Annotated in this window: 14 protein-coding genes; 11 read left to right on the top strand and 3 right to left on the bottom strand. The window is 73.7% G+C overall.

The genetic code is table 11. From position 1 onward, the window contains the following. Positions 1–71 precede the first annotated feature (71 nt). From SLAV_RS10820 to SLAV_RS10810, 3 genes are all read left to right on the top strand, one after another. Positions 72–725 carry a maleylpyruvate isomerase family mycothiol-dependent enzyme gene (locus tag SLAV_RS10820; RefSeq protein WP_030240103.1) on the top strand — a complete coding sequence of 218 codons (654 nt, stop codon included), beginning with the start codon at positions 72–74 and terminating at the stop codon, positions 723–725. Beyond that, entirely contained in the window at positions 722–2,239 is a 1,518-nt protein-coding gene (miaB, locus tag SLAV_RS10815; protein ID WP_030240102.1) for a tRNA (N6-isopentenyl adenosine(37)-C2)-methylthiotransferase MiaB, read from the top strand. Before SLAV_RS10820 ends, miaB begins: the two co-directional genes overlap by 4 nt. Before the next feature lie 87 nt (positions 2,240–2,326). Continuing rightward, positions 2,327–3,034 carry a class III extradiol dioxygenase subunit B-like domain-containing protein gene (locus SLAV_RS10810; protein WP_030240099.1) on the top strand — a complete coding sequence of 236 codons (708 nt, stop codon included), beginning with the start codon at positions 2,327–2,329 and terminating at the stop codon, positions 3,032–3,034. A 78-nt stretch (positions 3,035–3,112) separates the two neighbouring features. Here the strand turns inward: SLAV_RS10810 and SLAV_RS10805 are convergent, their stop codons facing one another. Both SLAV_RS10805 and SLAV_RS10800 read right to left on the bottom strand, forming a co-directional pair. Further along, positions 3,113–3,358, bottom strand: a complete 246-nt coding sequence (locus SLAV_RS10805) for an antitoxin (RefSeq protein WP_030240098.1) — start codon at positions 3,356–3,358, stop codon at positions 3,113–3,115. A 23-nt stretch (positions 3,359–3,381) separates the two neighbouring features. Continuing rightward, entirely contained in the window at positions 3,382–3,600 is a 219-nt protein-coding gene (locus SLAV_RS10800) for a hypothetical protein (RefSeq protein ID WP_030240097.1), read from the bottom strand. 165 nt (positions 3,601–3,765) lie between these two features. Here SLAV_RS10800 and miaA point away from each other — a divergent pair, with 165 nt between their 5' ends. The 6 genes from miaA to hflX all read left to right on the top strand — a co-directional run bounded on the left by miaA (position 3,766) and on the right by hflX (position 12,091). Beyond that, a complete protein-coding gene (gene miaA, locus SLAV_RS10795; protein ID WP_030240095.1) occupies positions 3,766–4,704 on the top strand; it encodes a tRNA (adenosine(37)-N6)-dimethylallyltransferase MiaA in 939 nt (312 codons plus the stop codon). Positions 4,705–4,873: 169 nt separating this feature from the next. Further along, positions 4,874–5,389, top strand: a complete 516-nt coding sequence (locus SLAV_RS10790) for a hypothetical protein (protein WP_388094218.1) — start codon at positions 4,874–4,876, stop codon at positions 5,387–5,389. A 118-nt stretch (positions 5,390–5,507) separates the two neighbouring features. After that, on the top strand, positions 5,508–6,383 hold the full coding sequence (gene dapF / locus SLAV_RS10785) for a diaminopimelate epimerase (protein ID WP_030240091.1): 876 nt from the start codon (positions 5,508–5,510) through the stop codon (positions 6,381–6,383). 140 nt (positions 6,384–6,523) lie between these two features. Next, on the top strand, positions 6,524–8,614 hold the full coding sequence (locus tag SLAV_RS10780) for a RelA/SpoT family protein (protein ID WP_030240090.1): 2,091 nt from the start codon (positions 6,524–6,526) through the stop codon (positions 8,612–8,614). Positions 8,615–8,793: 179 nt separating this feature from the next. Next, complete coding sequence (locus SLAV_RS10775; protein ID WP_030240087.1) at positions 8,794–10,362, top strand: M1 family metallopeptidase; 1,569 nt, start codon at positions 8,794–8,796, stop codon at positions 10,360–10,362. 223 nt (positions 10,363–10,585) lie between these two features. Next, complete coding sequence (gene hflX / locus SLAV_RS10770) at positions 10,586–12,091, top strand: GTPase HflX (RefSeq protein WP_030240085.1); 1,506 nt, start codon at positions 10,586–10,588, stop codon at positions 12,089–12,091. Between the two features lie 90 nt (positions 12,092–12,181). On the opposite strand, the gene SLAV_RS10765 is transcribed toward hflX, so the two are convergent. Further along, positions 12,182–13,357 carry a trypsin-like serine peptidase gene (locus SLAV_RS10765; protein ID WP_030240082.1) on the bottom strand — a complete coding sequence of 392 codons (1,176 nt, stop codon included), beginning with the start codon at positions 13,355–13,357 and terminating at the stop codon, positions 12,182–12,184. A 435-nt stretch (positions 13,358–13,792) separates the two neighbouring features. On the opposite strand from SLAV_RS10765, the gene SLAV_RS10760 reads away from it, so the two are divergent. After that, positions 13,793–15,112 (top strand): diaminobutyrate--2-oxoglutarate transaminase family protein, encoded by a 1,320-nt coding sequence (locus SLAV_RS10760; RefSeq protein ID WP_030240080.1) that lies wholly within the window; start codon positions 13,793–13,795, stop codon positions 15,110–15,112. 1,113 nt (positions 15,113–16,225) lie between these two features. Further along, complete coding sequence (locus tag SLAV_RS10755; RefSeq protein WP_030239559.1) at positions 16,226–18,154, top strand: IucA/IucC family protein; 1,929 nt, start codon at positions 16,226–16,228, stop codon at positions 18,152–18,154. Positions 18,155–18,168 lie beyond the last annotated feature (14 nt).

Below are 18,168 nucleotides of genomic sequence, written 5' to 3'. Positions count from 1 at the left end.
AACCACGGATTCTAGATCGCAGAAGGACCCGCTCTTGGACTTATGACGGCCCTCCCGCCGACCCTGGATCCATGAGCCCCGCCACCGCCCCGGCCGCCGCCGTCGCCCGTGCCACCGCCGCCGAACGCCAGGAACTGGCCGACGTACTGGACACCCTCACCCCCGCGCAGTGGGACGCCCCGTCCCTGTGCGCGGCCTGGAGAGTCCGCGAGGTCGCCGCCCACATGTCCCTCGGCTTCCGCACCTCCCTGCCCGGCTTCGCCGCCGAGCTCCTCAAGGCGCGCGGCAGCCTCCACCGGATGACCGCCCGCACCGCCCGCCGCGACGCCGCCGCCTTCACGACGGGCGAGCTCGCCGCCCTGCTCCGCGAGCACGCGCACCACCCCTGGAAGCCCCCGGGCGGCGGTCCCACCGGGGGCCTCGCCCACGACGTCGTCCACGGCCTCGACATCACCGTCGCCCTCGGCCACCCGCGGCGCGTCCCCGAGGACCGGCTGCGCCTCCTGCTGGACGCCGTCACCCCGCGCGGCCTGCGCTTCTTCGGCGTGGACCTGACCGGCATCCGGCTGTGCGCCGACGACCTCGACTGGTCCCACGGCAGCGGCGGCGCCGTCCACGGCCAGGCCCAGGACCTCCTGCTCGTGCTCTTCGGCCGCCGCCTCCCGGCGGGCAGGCTGCACGGGGGGCCGGAGGGCTCCCGGGTACCGCCTACCCTTGTTGCATGACCAGCAGCAGTGACCGGAGCCCGGCAGTGGACCCCAAGGGAACTTACGAGGTGCGCACCTACGGGTGCCAGATGAACGTGCACGACTCCGAGCGACTCTCCGGTCTGCTGGAGGACGCCGGCTACGTCCGCGCGCCCGAGGGCTGCGACGGTGACGCCGACGTCGTCGTCTTCAACACCTGCGCCGTCCGCGAGAACGCCGACAACAAGCTCTACGGCAACCTCGGCCGCCTCGCCCCGATGAAGACGAAGCGCCCCGGCATGCAGATCGCCGTCGGCGGCTGCCTCGCCCAGAAGGACCGCGACACGATCACCAAGCGCGCCCCCTGGGTCGACGTGGTCTTCGGTACGCACAACATCGGCAAGCTGCCCGTCCTGCTGGAGCGCGCCCGCGTCCAGGAGGAGGCCCAGGTCGAGATTGCCGAGTCGCTGGAGGCCTTCCCCTCCACCCTCCCGACCCGCCGCGAGTCCGCGTACGCCGCCTGGGTCTCGATCTCCGTCGGCTGCAACAACACCTGCACCTTCTGCATCGTCCCGGCGCTGCGCGGCAAGGAGGAGGACCGCCGCCCCGGCGACATCCTCGCCGAGGTCGAGGCGCTGGTCGCCGAGGGCGTCTCCGAGATCACCCTGCTCGGCCAGAACGTCAACGCGTACGGCAGCGACCTCGGCGACCGCGAGGCCTTCAGCAAGCTGCTGCGCGCCTGCGGGCAGATCGAGGGCCTGGAGCGGGTCCGCTTCACCTCCCCGCACCCGCGCGACTTCACCGACGACGTGATCGCCGCCATGGCGGAGACCCCGAACGTGATGCCGCAGCTCCACATGCCGATGCAGTCCGGCTCCGACCCGATCCTCAAGGCGATGCGCCGGTCCTACCGGCAGGAGCGCTTCCTCGGGATCATCGAGAAGGTCCGCGCCGCGATCCCGCACGCCGCGATCTCCACCGACATCATCGTGGGCTTCCCCGGCGAGACGGAGGAGGATTTCCAGCAGACCATGCACGCGGTCCGCGAGGCCCGCTTCGCGAACGCCTTCACCTTCCAGTACTCCAAGCGCCCCGGCACCCCGGCCGCCGACATGGAGGGCCAGGTCCCCAAGGAGGTCGTCCAGGACCGCTACATGCGCCTGGTCGCCCTCCAGGAGGAGATCTCCTGGGAGGAGAACAAGAAGCAGGTCGGCCGCACCCTGGAGGTCATGGTCGCCGAGGGCGAGGGCCGCAAGGACGGCGCCACCGCCCGCCTCTCCGGCCGCGCCCCCGACAACCGCCTGGTGCACTTCACCAAGCCGGAGCAGGACGTGCGCCCCGGCGACGTGGTGACCGTCGAGATCACCTACGCCGCCCCGCACCACCTGCTCGCCGAGGGCCCGACCCGCGAGGTACGCCGCACCCGCGCCGGCGACGCCTGGGAGAAGCGCAACGCCGCCCCGGCGCAGCCCGCCGGCGTCATGCTCGGCATCCCCACCCTCGGCGTCCCGGCGCCGCTGCCGGTCGCCACCTCGGGCTGCGCCATCGACTGACGCCCCACCAGGACCGTCCGCCCGGGCCCCCGACGGGCCCGGGGCCGGTCTGGCCCGATCGGCGGGGGAAGCCCTAGGCTGCGGATCATGCTCGTAGCCGCCGCCGTCTGCCCCGCACCGCCGCTCCTCGTGCCGGAGGTCGCCGCGGGCGCCGCCGCCGAACTGGGCGACGCCCGTACCGCCTGCTCCGACGCGCTCGCCGTGCTCGCCGCCTCCCGGCCCGACCTGCTGGTCGTGGTCGGGGCCGCCGACGCCGACCACGCCGGGCCCTACCCCCAGGGCTCCCGCGGCGGATTCCACGGCTTCGGCGTCGACGCCGACGTCCGCCTCGGCGCGGGCGAGGAGGGGCCGCGGACGCTGCCCGCCTCCCTGGCCGTGGGCGCGTGGCTGCTGGGCCGCGCCGGCTGGGGCGCCGCCCCCGTCGAGGGCCTCGGCGTGGCCGGCCCCGCCGCACCCGAGGAGTGCCTGCGCACCGGCCGGGAACTCGCCGCGCGCGACGCGCGCGTCGCCCTGCTGGTCATGGGCGACGGCAGCGCCTGCCGGACCCTGAAGGCACCCGGATACCTCGACGAACGCGCCGCCGCCTTCGACGCCGCCGCCGGCCGGGCCCTCGGCTCCGCCGACACCGCGGCCCTGGCCGCCCTCGACCCCGGCCTCGCCGCCGAGCTGCAGGCCGCCGGACGCGCCCCCTGGCAGGTCCTCGCGGGCGCGGCAGAGGACGCCGGCCTCGACGGGCGGCTGCTGTACGAGGACGCCCCCTACGGCGTCGGCTACTTCGTGGCCGCCTGGTCCTGAGGCGGGGCCCGACCCCGTACGACGAAGGGGCGCGGGACCGGTGCTCTGCCGGTCCCGCGCCCCTTTCCGTACCGTGCGTCAGGAAGCGGCCGGCGGCGTCGGCCCGCCGGGCTTGTCCTTGTGCGCGATCTTGCCCAGGGCGTCCTTCGCCTTGTCCGTGCCGGTCGTGATCCGGTCGCTGTACTTGCCGTGGGTCTTGGAGTCCACGGCCTTAGCGACCTTGTCCAGCCCCTCGCCGATCTTCCCCTCGTGCTGCTGCGCGAGGTCGCCGACCTTGTCCTTGGCCGGAGCGAGCTTGGCCTTCAGATTGTCCAGCAGGCCCATGGGTCACCTTCCAGTGGCGGTAGCTACGTGCGGGCGCCTTCGCCGGCCTCGCTGTCCGCGGCCGCCTCCGCAGACTGCTGCTTCGGAATCTCCACGGCCTCCGCCGCCGGAACCTCCGTCGCGGAGGGTTCGGCGGCGGCCTCCTCGTCCGCGGCCTCCGCCGGTTCCGTCACGGCCTCGGCCGCGGCGGATTCGGCCGGAGCCTCGTCCTTGCGGCGACGAAACCGACTGAAAACACCCATGTCTACTCCCCATAACGCTACTCGTGCGGGTGAAGTTCCGCGTGGTCCGGCCCGGCCTCCGCCGGGCGTACGCCCGGCCCGAACCTCTTCAGGGCAACGACCCCCGCCGCGCCCCGTCACGTAACCCGATCGGGTACATGGCGTTCGGTTTGCGAGACTGTCCCGGTGAGGAATGCAGCCCCCGCCCCGCGGGTCATCGCCGTCGTCGGTCCCACCGCGGCCGGAAAGTCCGATCTGGGCGTCGCCCTGGCCCGACACTTCGACGGCGAGGTCGTCAACGCCGACTCCATGCAGCTGTACCGCGGGATGGACATCGGCACCGCCAAGCTGACGGTCGAGGAACGCGGCGGGGTCCCCCACCACCTCCTCGACATCTGGGACGTCACCGAGACCGCCAGCGTCGCCGAGTACCAGCGCCTCGCCCGCGCCGAGATCGACAAGCTGCTCGCCGAGGGCCGCACCCCGGTCCTCGTCGGCGGGTCCGGCCTCTACGTCCGCGGCGCGCTCGACGCCATGGAGTTCCCCGGCACCGACCCGGAGGTCCGGGCCCGGCTGGAGGAGGAGGCCACCCTGCGCGGCCCCGGTGCCCTGCACGCGCGCCTCGCCGCCGCCGACCCGGCGGCGGCCGCCGCGATCCTGCCGAGCAACACCCGCCGCATCGTCCGGGCCATGGAGGTGATCGAGATCACCGGCAAGCCCTTCACCGCCAACCTGCCCGGCCACGAGTCCGTCTACGACACCGTCCAGATCGGCGTCGACGTGGCCCGCCCGGAACTCGACGAGCGGATCGCGCTGCGCGTGGACCGGATGTGGGAGGACGGACTGGTCGACGAGGTCCGCACCCTGGAGGCCCGGGGCCTGCGCGAGGGCATCACCGCCTCCCGCGCCCTCGGCTACCAGCAGGTCCTGGCCGCCCTCGCGGGGGAGTGCACCGAGGAGGAGGCCAAGGCCGAGACCGTCCGGGCCACCAAGCGTTTCGCACGCCGTCAGGACTCGTGGTTCCGCCGCGATCCCCGGGTGCACTGGCTCAGCGGAGCCGCCGCGGACCGCGGGGAACTCGCCGGACTCGCGCAGTCGTTGGTCGAACGAGCGGTTACAGCCTGATCACGTGATGGCATCGGGAAGCCCCGTGCGCCCGTCGGGGGCCCGGGACCGTGCCATCATCAAACTTCTGAACAGCGGCGTACGAAGTCCGAAGTGGGGAGGGCGCGTGGCTATGGAGGCCGGCCCTCGTGACACCGGGCGGGACGACACCAGGCAGGAAGCGGACCCGATGCTTCACGGAGCCCTCGGCGGCCCCGCGGGACCGGGCGCAGCCGGCGGCCCCGCCGGCTCCGACGCCCGGGAGTCCGTGGACGCTCCCGACGGCCTGGGTCTGCCCGCGGATCCCGCACGGCTGACCCCGGACGGCCCCGACGCGCCCGAACCGGGCAGCGAGGACGCCACCGGCCCCGCCGTCGAGGTCGAGCTGCGCCCGCAGCGCCGTCTGCGGATCTGGCAGATCGCCCCCATCGTGATGCTGGCCGCCGCCGGCTCCCTGATGTTCGCCTTCCCCCTCGCCTTCGAGTTCGGGGACGGCGGCGCCGTCGTCGCCATGCTCGGCTTCCTCATCAGCTGCTGCGCCGGCGGCTGGGGGATGATGGCCGCGCGCCGCGTCGGCTACACGTGGCCGGGGCTCCCGCCGCGCGGCAGCGGCCGCCGCCCCGACTGGCGGATGGCCGGACTGTACGCGCTGGTCGCGCTGGCCGTCGTAGCGCTCGCCGTGTACCGGGTGGCGCGGCTCCGCTAGAGCCGTCCGCGTCGGCGAGGACGCCCGGGCGAGGACGGCCCGGCGAGGACGCCCGGCGCCGCTGACACCTCGCTGACCTGCCCCGGCCGGGACCGGAAGCCCTCGGTACCATGGGCGGGTGACGCACACCACCCTCTCCTTCCTCAAGGGTCACGGGACCGAGAACGACTTCGTGATCATCCCGGACCCGGACAACGCCATCGAGCTGCCCGCGAGCGCCGTCGCCGCCCTGTGCGACCGGCGCGCCGGCATCGGGGCCGACGGTGTGCTCCACGTGGTGCGCTCCGCCGCCCACCCCGACGCGGCACACCTGGCCGACCGGGCCGAGTGGTTCATGGACTACCGCAACAGCGACGGCTCCGTCGCCGAGATGTGCGGCAACGGCGTGCGCGTCTTCGCCCGCTACCTCCACCACGCCGGCCACGTCGAGCCCGGCGACCTCGCCGTGGCCACCCGGGGCGGCGTCAAGCAGGTCCACCTCGACAAGGCCGGCGACGTCACCGTCTCCATGGGCCGCGCCGAACTCCCCGAGGGGGAGGTCACCGTCTCCGTCGGCGAGCACACCTGGCCGGCGCGGAACGTGAACATGGGCAACCCGCACGCGGTGGCGTTCGTCGAAAGCCTCGACCAGGCCGGAAACCTGTACAGCCCGCCGCCGTTCAGCCCTGCCTCCGCCTACCCCACCGGGGTCAACGTCGAGTTCGTCGTCGACCGTGGTCCCCGGCACGTCGCCATGCGCGTCCACGAGCGCGGCTCCGGCGAGACCCGCTCCTGCGGCACCGGCGCCTGCGCCGTCGCCGTGGCCGCCATCCGCCGTGACGGCGTGGACCCCGCCGTCACCGGCGAACCGGTCACGTACACCGTCGACCTGCCCGGCGGCACGCTCGCCATCACCGAGCACCCCGACGGGCGGATCGACATGACCGGACCGGCCGTCATCGTGGCCTCGGGCGAGTTCGAGGCGGCCTGGCTCGGCGAAACGGCTTTCGCCTGAAGATTCCCTCTCATGGGTGATCCGTTTCACGCTGAGCGAGAGGTGGACTGCGCCACGTGGTGGGGTCGGTAACATCAGGCACCGGCCCTGAGGGCTCACCCCATGCCCGCCACCGCCGGTCGAAGCCGTCGGAGGTGCCCATGAGTGCAGAGGCCACGAACCCCGAAGCACATGCCGAAATGCGTCCTGAGCTGCGCAGACGTGGCCGGACCCGGCTGGATCTGCGCCGCCTGGGGCGAGCCGCCCTGCTCGGGCCCGCGTCCCGGGACCGGCTCCCGGACGCGATCGGGCACGTAGCAGAAGCGCACCGTGCCCACCATCCGGACGCCGATCTGTCCATTCTGCGCCGGGCCTACCTCCTCGCGGAGACCTCCCACCGCGGCCAGATGCGCAAAAGCGGTGAGCCGTACATCACACATCCGCTCGCCGTCACGCTCATCCTCGCCGAACTCGGCGCCGAGACCACCACCCTGACGGCCTCTCTCCTCCACGACACCGTCGAGGACACGGACGTGACCCTCGATCAGGTCCGCGCGGAATTCGGCGACGAGGTCTGCTTCATCGTCGACGGGGTCACCAAGGTCGAGAAGATCGACTACGGCGCCGCCGCCGAACCGGAGACCTTCCGCAAGATGCTCGTCGCCACCGGCAACGACGTCCGCGTGATGTCCATCAAACTCGCCGACCGGCTGCACAACATGCGCACCCTCGGCGTGATGCGCCCCGAGAAGCAGGCCCGCATCGCCAAGGTCACCCGCGACGTCCTGATCCCCCTCGCCGAACGGCTCGGCGTCCAGGCCCTGAAGACCGAGCTGGAAGACCTCGTCTTCGCCATCCTCCACCCCGAGGAGTACGAGCAGACCCGCGCGCTCATCGCCGCCCACGCCGGTGACGCCGACCCGCTCCCCGCCATCGCCGACTCCGTGCGCGCCGTCCTGCGCGACGCCGGGATCGCCGCCGAGGTACAGGTACGGCCGCGGCACTTCGTCTCCGTCCACCGCATCTCCCGTACCCGGGGCGAACTGCGCGGCTCCGACTTCGGCCGGATCCTCGTCCTCGTCGCCGAGAACGCCGACTGCTACGGGGTCCTCGGCGAGCTGCACACCTGCTTCACCCCGGTCGTCTCCGAGTTCAAGGACTTCATCGCCGCCCCGAAGTTCAACCTCTACCAGTCCCTGCACACCGCCGTCGCCGTCCCCGAGGGGTACGTCGCCGAGGTCATCGTCCGCACCCGCCAGATGCACCGGGTCGCGGAGGCGGGCGTCGTCGCCCTCGGCAACCCGTACACCACCGGCACCCGCCCGGAAGCCCCGGACAGCGACGAGGAGCGCGTCGACCCCACCCGTCCCGGCTGGCTCTCCCGGCTCCTCGACTGGCAGCAGTCCGCGCCCGACCCGGACACCTTCTGGAGCGTGCTGCGCGCGGAGCTGGCGCAGGACCGCGAGATCACCGTGTTCCGCGAGGACGGCGACGCCACCGCCGCGATCAGCCTCCCGGCCGGGGCCAGCTGTATCGACGCCGCCTACGCCCAGTACGGCGAGGCGGCCCACGGCTGTATCGGCGCCCGGGTCAACGGGCGCCTCACCTCCCTGTCCTCCCCGCTCTCCGACGGGGACACCGTGCAGCTGCTCCTCGCCCACGACGCCTCCTCCGGGCCGGCCGCCGACTGGCTGGAGCACGCCCGGACCCCCGCCGCCCGGATCGCCATCGGCAGCTGGCTCGCGGCCCATCCCGACGGCGCCGGTCCCGCCACCGCGGCCCCCCGGGCCCCGCTGTCCGTCACCGGGCTGCGGGGCGGCGGGGGCAACGCCGTCGCCGACCTCCCCGACGCCCACGTACGGCTCGCCGGCTGCTGTACGCCGGTGCCGCCCGACGCGGTCGCCGGGTTCGTCGTCCGGGGCGGGGCCGTCACCGTCCACCGGATCCACTGTCCGGCCGTGGCCCAGATGCGTTCCGTGGGCCGCACCTCCGTCGCCGTGCACTGGCGGGCCACCGCGGACTGCCGCGTGACCCTGCTCGCTGAATCGTTCGGCCGCCCACACCTGCTGGCCGATCTGACCGAGGCCATCGCCCGTCAGGGGGTCGAGGTGGTCTCGGCCACAGTGGAGCCGCCGGTCGAGCAGCGGGTCCGGCACTCCTACACGCTGCAACTGCCCGACGCGACGGGCCTGCCCGCCCTGATGCGCGCGATGCGGGACGTGCCCGGCGTCTACGACGTCAGCCGGGCCTGAGACTTCCGGGGGAGGGCGGGGGCCGGGGCGGGGTCCCGGATCAGAGGGGGTGCGGCGCGGGGTGAGGGGGCGTACGCCGGGGGCGTGAGCGGCCAGGCCAACGGCGGGCGCCACACGTTCGGGTGCCCCCGTCGCGCGTCGTTCGCCGGCGCGCGACGGGCGCTGGTAAGCGGTGGTGGATGCAGCTCTCCTCCCCGCGCCTGCGCGCCGCCCTCCTCGCGGCGGCCTCCCTGACCCTCGTCGCCGCCGTGCTGCCCCCGCCGAAGCCCCTGGGCATCGGCGACCGGCTGTTCCCGGAGCTCGGCAACCCGGGGTACGACGTCCTCTCGTACGACCTCTCCCTCACGTACAAGGACAACCTGACCCCGCTCGACGCGGTCACCGTCATCGAGGCCCGCACCCTGGAGCCGCTGGAGCGGATCAACCTGGACTTCACCAACGGAACGGTGGCTTCCGCCGAGGTCAACGGGGAACCGGCGGGCGTCGACAGCGTCGGCGAGGACCTCGTGCTGACCCCCGCGCACGCCGTGCCCGCGGGAACGCCGCTGCACCTCGTCGTCCGGCACACCAGCGACCCGCGCGGCCGCGCCGACGGCGGGTGGGTGCCCACGGAGGACGGCCTGGCCATGGCCAACCAGGCCGACGCCGCCCACCGCGTCTTCCCCTGCAACGACCATCCCGCGGATAAGGCGTACTTCACCTTCCGGGTCACCGCCCCCGCCGGGACGACGGTCGTCGCCAACGGGGTCCCCAGCAGCCTCCCCGCCGCCCGCGCGGGCGGCGCGGCGGTGTGGACGTACAAGACCCTGCACCCGATGGCCACCGAGCTGGCCCAGGTCTCGGTCGGCCGGTCCGCCGTGGTCCACCGCACCGGGCCGCACGGACTGCCGCTGCGCGACGTCGTGCCCGCCGCGGACCGGGAGCGGCTGGAGCCCTGGCTGGCCAAGACCGCGGGGCACATCGAGTGGATGGAGGAGCGGGTCGGCCGCTACCCCTTCGAGAACTACGGAGTGCTCATCGCCCGGGCCAAGACCGGATTCGAGCTGGAGACGCAGACCCTCTCCCTCTTCGAGAACGGGCTCTTCGCGGGGGAGGGCTACCCCGAGTGGTACGTGGAGTCCGTCATGGTCCACGAGCTCGCGCACCAGTGGTTCGGCGACAGCGTGACCCCGCGGACCTGGTCCGACCTGTGGCTCAACGAAGGACACGCGACCTGGTACGAGGCCCTATACGCGGACGGCCTCGGCAAGTACTCCCTGGAACGGCGCATGCGCGAGGCCTACCAGCGCTCCGACCAGTGGCGGGCCGCGGGCGGCCCCCCGGCGGCCCCGAAGGCGGCGGCCCCGGGGGAGAAGATCGGGCTGTTCCGGCCGGTGGTCTACGACGGGGCCGCGCTGATCCTCTACGCCCTGCGGCAGGAGATCGGCGGCGAGGCCTTCGACCGGGTCGAGCGGAGCTGGGTGGCGGAGCACAAGGACGGAACCGCGGGCACGGAGGACTTCGTACGCCTGGCCTCCCGGGAGGCGGGACGCGACCTGGGGGCCTTCCTGGAGCCGTGGCTCTACGGGCAGACCACTCCGCCGATGCCGGGCCACCCGGAGTGGAGCGGCTCCACGGCGCCGAAGCCGACCCCGAAGACGGCCCCGAAGACGGCCCCGAAGACGGCCCCCAAGGCAGCCCCCCAGGCAGCCCCCGGGACGGCTCCGAAGGCGGCCGTCGCGGATCCGGCCGCCGGAAAAACGGTATGACGGGCCAGGAACGGGCATGTCACCATCGACGAGGCCGACCGGGGAATCCGACCGGGGAATCACCGGACGTGGTCACACGTTGGACGTGACAGCGTTTGGTCACGCACAGCGGTACCTTTGGCCCTGACCTGGTCCTGACCGTGGGCACGCCCCCGGTCTCCGACCGTGACCAGGGCCGTGACCGCGGTCGGCGCGGACGCAATCGAATCGACGTAAGGATCCAATGACCTCCTCTTCTTCCCCTTCCCAGGACCCGCGGGACGCGCAGAACGTGCGGGACTCGCAGAGCTTCACCGAGAGCCTTCGGGCCGATGCCCTGATGGAAGAGGACGTCGCCTGGAGCCACGAGATCGACGGAGAGCGGGACGGCGACCAGCTCGACCGCTCCGAGCGCGCGGCCCTGCGCCGCGTCGCCGGTCTCTCCACCGAACTCGAAGACGTCACCGAGGTCGAGTACCGACAGCTCCGCCTGGAGCGCGTGGTCCTCGTCGGTGTGTGGACCTCCGGGACCGTGCAGGACGCCGAGAACTCCCTCGCGGAGCTCGCCGCCCTCGCCGAGACCGCGGGCGCCCTCGTCCTCGACGGTGTGATGCAGCGTCGCGACAAGCCCGACCCGGCCACCTTCATCGGCTCCGGCAAGGCCCGCGAACTGCGCGACATCGTGCTGGAGAGCGGCGCCGACACCGTCGTCTGCGACGGTGAGCTCAGCCCCGGCCAGCTCATCGCGCTCGAAGACGTCGTCAAGGTCAAGGTCGTCGACCGGACCGCGCTCATCCTCGACATCTTCGCCCAGCACGCCAAGTCCCGAGAGGGCAAGGCGCAGGTCGCGCTCGCGCAGATGCAGTACATGCTGCCGCGCCTGCGCGGCTGGGGTCAGTCGCTGTCCCGGCAGATGGGCGGCGGCGGCGGTGGCGGCATGGCCACCCGAGGCCCCGGTGAAACCAAGATCGAGACCGACCGGCGCCGCATCCGCGAGAAGATGGCGAAGATGCGCCGGGAGATCGCGGAGATGAAGACCGGCCGCGACATCAAGCGGCAGGAACGGCGCCGCAACAAGGTGCCCTCGGTCGCCATCGCCGGCTACACCAACGCCGGAAAGTCCTCCCTGCTCAACCGCCTCACGGGCGCGGGCGTCCTGGTGGAGAACGCACTGTTCGCCACCCTCGACCCGACCGTGCGCCGCGCGGAGACCCCCTCCGGCCGGGTCTACACCCTGGCCGACACGGTGGGCTTCGTCCGGCACCTGCCCCACCACCTGGTCGAGGCGTTCCGCTCCACGATGGAGGAGGTCGGCGACTCCGACCTCATCCTGCACATCGTGGACGGCTCGCACCCGGCGCCGGAGGAGCAGCTGGCGGCCGTGCGCGAGGTGATCCGCGAGGTCGGCGCCGTCAACGTGCCCGAGATCGTGGTGATCAACAAGGCGGACGCCGCGGACCCGCTGGTCCTGCAGCGGCTGCTGCGCATCGAACGGCACTCCATCGCCGTCTCGGCGCGCACCGGCATGGGCATCGAGGAACTCCTCGCGCTCATCGACGCCGAGCTGCCCCGGCCCGAGGTCGAGGTGGAGGCGCTGGTCCCGTACACCCGCGGCGCGCTGATCGCCCGGGCGCACGCCGAGGGCGAGGTCATCTCCGAGGAGCACACCCCGGAGGGCACCCTGCTCAAGGCCCGGGTCCACCAGGAACTGGCGGCGGACCTGGCACCGTACGTGCCCGCCAAGCAGTAGCCGAACAGCGGACACGGCACCACACCGCACCACATGACCGAGGGCCCCTCGCGCAGGCGAGGGGCCCTCGGTCGTGTCATGTACCGCGGCTCACTTGAACTTGCCGCTGACCGCCGTGTAGATCCCCTTGGCCTCCGGGCCCAGCTTGGGTCCGGCCAGCCAGCCCGCCTTGGCGGGGCCGATCGAGGTGTTCGACACCAGCGCCGGCTTGCCGTCGGCGCCCGCCGCGACCCAGCCGCCACCGGAGGAACCACCGGTCATCGTGCAGCCGATCCGGTACATCACCGGGTCCGCCTGCGTCAGCGCCAGCCGGCCCGGCTTGTCCGCGCACTGGAACGCCTTCTGCCCGTCGAAGGGAGCCGCCGCCGGATAGCCCGTCGCCGTGATGCTCGCGACCTTCGACACGGCCGGAGCGTTGAACTCCACCGGGAGCGCCGAGCCGACCGTCTCCTCCAGCGACTTGCCGCCGCCCTTCTCCGGGGTCACGTGCAGCACCGCGAAGTCGTACGGGGCACCCGCCCCTCCCGTCGGACCGCCGGTCGCGATCCACTGGTCGGACGTCTGCGCCCAGTCGCTCCACCACACGCCGTACGGGGCCACCTGCTCGCGCGGCGCGCCCTTGAGCGCCGCCGCCGGCTGGCCCGCGTTGTTGTAGGACGGGACGAAGGCGATGTTGCGGTACCAGCCGCCGGCCTTGCCCGCGTGGACGCAATGGCCCGCCGTCCAGACCATGTTGGACTTGCCGGGGTGGGCCGGGTCCTTCACCACGGTCGCCGAGCAGACCATCGAACCCTCGGGGCCGTCGAAGAAGACCTTGCCGGAGGCGGGAACGCTCGCGTGGTACGGCGCGGAGGCCGGCTTCGCCGTCACGGCGGCCGGCGTCGGGTCGGTGACGCCCTGGTCCTTGCCCGCGTCCGGGTCGACCGCCGGGGTCTGCGGCTGCTCCGCGTCACGCATGCGGTCGGGGTCCCACAGGCCGTCGATGATCGGGTTGACGTAGTCGCCCGCCTCGCGGAGCCAGTCCTCCTTCTTCCAGTTCTTCCACGCGCCCCCCTTCCACTTCTCCATGTCGAACCCGTGCTGCTTGAGCCTGTCCTTGAGTTCCTGCGGAATCTTGATCCCGTCCGTGGCGGCGGCGGGCGGGGGCGCGGCCACGGTCGGCTTGGCGTCGCCGCCAGCCCCGCCGTCGCCGGACCCGCACGCCGCGGCGGTCAGCGCCAGCGCTGCCACGCACAGGATCGCGGTGACCGGTCGGTTCGGTCGCATGTCGTAAGTCCCCCTGGTGTTTCGAGGTGTTGAGACGGTGTCGTCCGGGTGGATCGCAGCACCCCACTATGCCGCCGTGAGCAAGGACGGTGGCTCCCGGGTCGGCGGTTCCTGTCTCCGGGCTCCGGCCGGACGTCACGCACGGGCGCGCCGTCCGTCCCGATCTGCCCATTTGTTCCCTTCTTTCCCGTCGGGCCGACGGCCAAGGATCTTCCGTCGACCCGTGATCCGCCGCCGTCACCGTCGTTGGTACGTACGGGGGATGGGACAGCAGCGTTCATGTTCGAGGCGCAATCCGGAAGAGCAACCCGTGCGGGAGGACCGACAGTCGTGGCCTTGACCGAGCCGACCGCAGCCGCGGCGCAGACCCCGCCGCCGACCTCCGCACGCACCTCTTCACAGACCTCGCCGCAGGTACCGCCGCCGGAACCGCCAATGGTCCCGGCACAGGGGGGCCGCGGGGCCGCCGCCGAGGGCATCCTGCGCAGGCAGGCGCTGCGGGAGTCCGCCGCCCGTACCTACGCCCGCTCGCTGCCCATCGTCCCCGTACGTGCCCGGGGGCTGACGATCGAGGGCGCCGACGGGCGGCGCTACCTCGACTGCCTCTCAGGCGCGGGCACCCTCGCCCTCGGGCACAACCACCCCGTCGTCCTCGAAGCCATCCGCGGGGTCCTCGACTCCGGGGCTCCGCTGCACGTGCTCGACATGGCGACCCCGGTCAAGGACGCCTTCACCACCGAGCTGTTCGCGAACCTGCCGACGGGGCTGGCCGCCGATGCCCGCGTCCAGTTCTGCGGCCCGGCGGGGACGGACGCCGTCGAGGCCGCGCTGAAACTGGTCCGCGCCGCCACCGGCCGCACCGGGCTGCTGGCCTTCACCGGGGCCTACCACGGCATGACCTCCGGCGCCATGGACGCCTCGGGCGGCGCCACCGACGTACGGGTGACCCGGCTCCCGTACCCGCAGGACCACCGCTGCCCGTTCGGGGTCGGCGGCCCCGAGGGCGCCCGGATCGCCGCCCGTTGGACCGAGAGCCTGCTGGACGACCCCAAGAGCGGGGTGCCCCTGCCCAGCGGCATGATCGTCGAGCCCGTCCAGGGCGAAGGCGGTGTCCATCCGGCTCCGGACGGCTGGCTGCGCAGGATGCGGGAGATCACCGCCGCCCGGGGCATCCCGCTGATCGCCGACGAGGTGCAGACCGGCGTCGGCCGCACCGGCGCCTTCTGGGGCGTCGATCACGCGGGCGTGGTGCCCGACGTGATGGTGCTGTCCAAGGCGATCGGGGGCAGCCTGCCGCTCGCCGTGATCGTCTACCGCGCGGAACTGGACGTCTGGACGCCCGGAGCCCACGCCGGAACGTTCCGCGGGAACCAGCTCGCCATGGCGGCGGGCACCGCCACCCTCGCCTACGTCCGCCGCAACGGCCTCGCCGAGCGTGCCGCCGTCCTCGGCGGGCGGATGCTCACGGCCCTGCGCGGGCTGGCGGCCGACGAGCCCTGCGTCGGGGACGTCCGCGGTCGCGGCCTGATGATCGGCCTCGAACTCGTCGACCCCGACACGGGAGCCACGGCCCCCGGCCTCGCCGCTGCCGTCCGCCAGGAGTGCCTGGACCGCGGACTGATCGTCGAACTCGGCGGCCGGGATTCCAGCGTCGTACGCCTGCTGCCCCCGCTGACCCTGACCGACGAGCAGGCCACCGCCGTCCTGGACCGCCTGGCCGACGCCCTCCCCGCCGCGGCCCGCCGGCCCCTCTGACCCGCACCCCAAGGACCCCCGATGCCCGACCCCACCCCCCACCCCCCGACGGACCGCCCAGCCGCCCACCCGGACCGGATGCCCACCCCGCCGGACCGCCCAGCCGCCCCGGCCTCCGCCCGGGAGGACCGGACGCCCACCCCGGCCTCCACCCCGACCGACCCGATGACCACCTCGGTCTCCGTTCCGACGGACGGGATGGCCACTCCGGTCTCCGTCCCGACGGACCGGATGGCCGCCCGGGTCTCCACCCCGACCGACCCGATGGCCACCCCGACCCCCGCCCTGACCGACGGGATGGCCACTCCGGTCTCCGTCCTGACGGGCGGGACGGCCGCACGGGTCTCCGTCCCGACGGTCGGGATGGTCGCCCGGGTCTCCGCCCCGGCCGACCCGATGGCCACCCCGACCCCCGTCCCGGTGGACCGGAGGACCACTCCGACCTCCACCCCGACCGACTGCGTAGCCGGCCCAGCCCCCGCCTCGACGGACCGGATCGCCGCCCGGCCCCTGACCGCCCCCGTACCCGGGTCCCCCCTGGACTCGGTGCTCCCGGACCGCACCGCGGCGGGGCAGGGGACGGCCCAGGCCGCTCCCGCGGATCGGGCACCCGGATCGGCCCCGTCCCCTGCGGGCGCCTCTCTCGCCGGTGCGCCGACGGGTTCCGAAGCCTCGCCTGCCCTGCCCGCCACCGCGGGCCCGGGCCGCAGCTCACTCCCGGAGCCCGCCCCGCCCGCCGGTGACCCCCGGGAGTACGAAGCTCCCCGTCGCATGCCCGATGCCGCCGCCCCGGAGCCTGCGCCTCCCAGCCATGTTTCGGGGGACCACCCGACGGACCGGGCAACCGCCCATGCCCCGACCGGTCCAGCGGCCCATTCAGCCCCGGGACCCGAACTCCCCGGCCGCGTCCCGGCAGCCCAGCCCGCCTCCGGATCCCCGATCGCCTCGACGGGTCCGGACTCGACCCCGGCACACGCCCGGGACCCCGAACCTCCTCACCGCCCTCAGACGCCCACCCCCGCCGGTCCGGCGCCCGGGGTGGGGCCGGAAGCCGTCGCTCCTGGTCGCCATCCGGCGCAGCACGGGCCGGACGACCCGGCACACCGCCCGGTCATCGCCGCCGGGCCGGGCTTCGCCCCCGACCTGCCGGAGGAACCCGCCCCGGCGGCGGCAACCCCTTCCGGACAGTCGAGCCCGGTCCGGCAGCCCGCCGGGATCTCCCCGGTGGGCACCGTGCCCCGGCAGAAGGACGGCACCCCGCGTCCCCGGCCCGGCGGTACAGGACCTGTCGGCCCCGAACCGGCCGTGCTGCCCGACCTGCTCGACCACCCCGACCCGGCCGTGGCGGCCGAGGCAGCCACGGTCGAGAACCTGCTGCGGTGCTGGGTCCGCGAGAGCGGCATCGGCCGCCCCGACGGGCCCGCCGGAACCCTGCTCCGCATCCCCCTCCCCTCATCCGGCGCCGCCCTGCTCGTCCCGGTCCGCCACTGGTCCCCATCAGGCTGGCACCGCTTCGCACCCGCCCGCCTCGAAGGCGCCCCCACCCACGCCCCCGCCCTCGACGCCGTCACCCTTGCCGCCCTCATCGCCCGCGAGGGCACGGGCCGCGGAGGCGCCGACCTCGTCGGCCGGGTCTCCGACTCGGTGCGCCGCACCGCCGAGTTCATCGCCGACCGGCGCCAACGCCCCGAGGCCCCCGCCCCCGTCACGGCGGACCGCTTCCTCAGCGCAGAACAGTCCCTCCTCCTCGGTCACCCCCTCCAGCCAGACCCGAAGAGCCGCGAAGGACTCTCCGAAGCCGAAGTACGCCACTACTCACCCGAACTCCACGGCTCCTTCCCCCTGCACTGGATCGCGGTCGCACCCACCGTCCTCGCCACCGACTCCGCCTGGACCGAACGGGGCCGCCCCGTCTCCGCCTCCCAGCTCCTCGCCCGACTCGCCCCAGGACTCCCGACGCCCGCCGGCACCACCGCGCTCCCCCTGCACCCGTGGCAGGCCCGCGACCTCCTCCAGCGCCCCGCCGTCACCGCCCTGCGCGACGCGGGACTCCTCACCGACCTGGGCCCCCACGGCGCCCCTTGGTACCCCACCTCCTCCGTCCGCACGGTCCACCGCCCCGGCGCCCCCGCGATGCTCAAGCTCTCCCTGGGCCTGCGCATCACCAACTCCCGCCGCGAGAACCTCCGCAAGGAACTCCACCGCGGCGTCGAGGTGCACCGGCTGCTGCGCACCGGCCTCGCCGAGCAGTGGCAGGCGGCCCACCCCGGCTTCGACATCGTCCGCGACCCCGCCTGGGTCGCCGTCGACTCCCCGGACGGCACCCCCGTCCCCGGACTCGACGCCCTGCTCCGCCACAACCCCTTCCACTCCGACGACGACGCCGTCTGCGTCGCCGCACTCACCGCCCTCCGCCCGTGGCCCGGCAGGACCACGATGCGCTCCCGGCTCGCCGACACCGTCTCCCGGCTCTCCCTCTCCACCGGACGCCCCACCTCCGCCGTGGCCGCCGAGTGGTTCCTGCGCTACCTCGACCACGTCGTCCTGCCGGTCCTCGCGTTCGACGCGCTCGCCGGCATCGCCCTCGAAGCACATCAGCAGAACACCCTCGTGCTCCTCGACCGGGCCGGCTGGCCCGTCGGCGGCCGCTTCCGCGACAACCAGGGCTACTACTTCCGGGAATCCCGGCGCACCGAACTGGAACAGCGACTCCCCGGCATCGGCAGGGCCAGCGACACCTTCGTCCGTGACGCCGTCACCGACGAACGCTTCGCCTACTACCTCGGCATCAACAACGTGTTCGGCCTCATCGGCGCCTTCGGATCCCAGCGGCTCGCCGACGAGCGCGTCCTCCTCGCCGCCTTCCGCCGCTTCCTCGGCAAGGCCGCAGGCCTCGGTCCGCTCCCAGCGCAGCTGCTGGACTCACCCACCCTCCGCTGCAAGGCGAACCTGCTCACCCGCCTGGGCGGCCTCGACGAGCTCGTGGGCCCCGTCGAAACGCAGTCCGTCTACGTCACCATCACCAACCCCCTCCACGACTGACGCGCTCCCACCGA

It is taken from the genome of Streptomyces lavendulae subsp. lavendulae (assembly GCF_002803845.1).
In the GTDB taxonomy this organism is placed as follows: Bacteria; Actinomycetota; Actinomycetes; order Streptomycetales; family Streptomycetaceae; genus Streptomyces; species Streptomyces lavendulae.
This window is presented reverse-complemented; position numbering and strand designations above follow the sequence as displayed.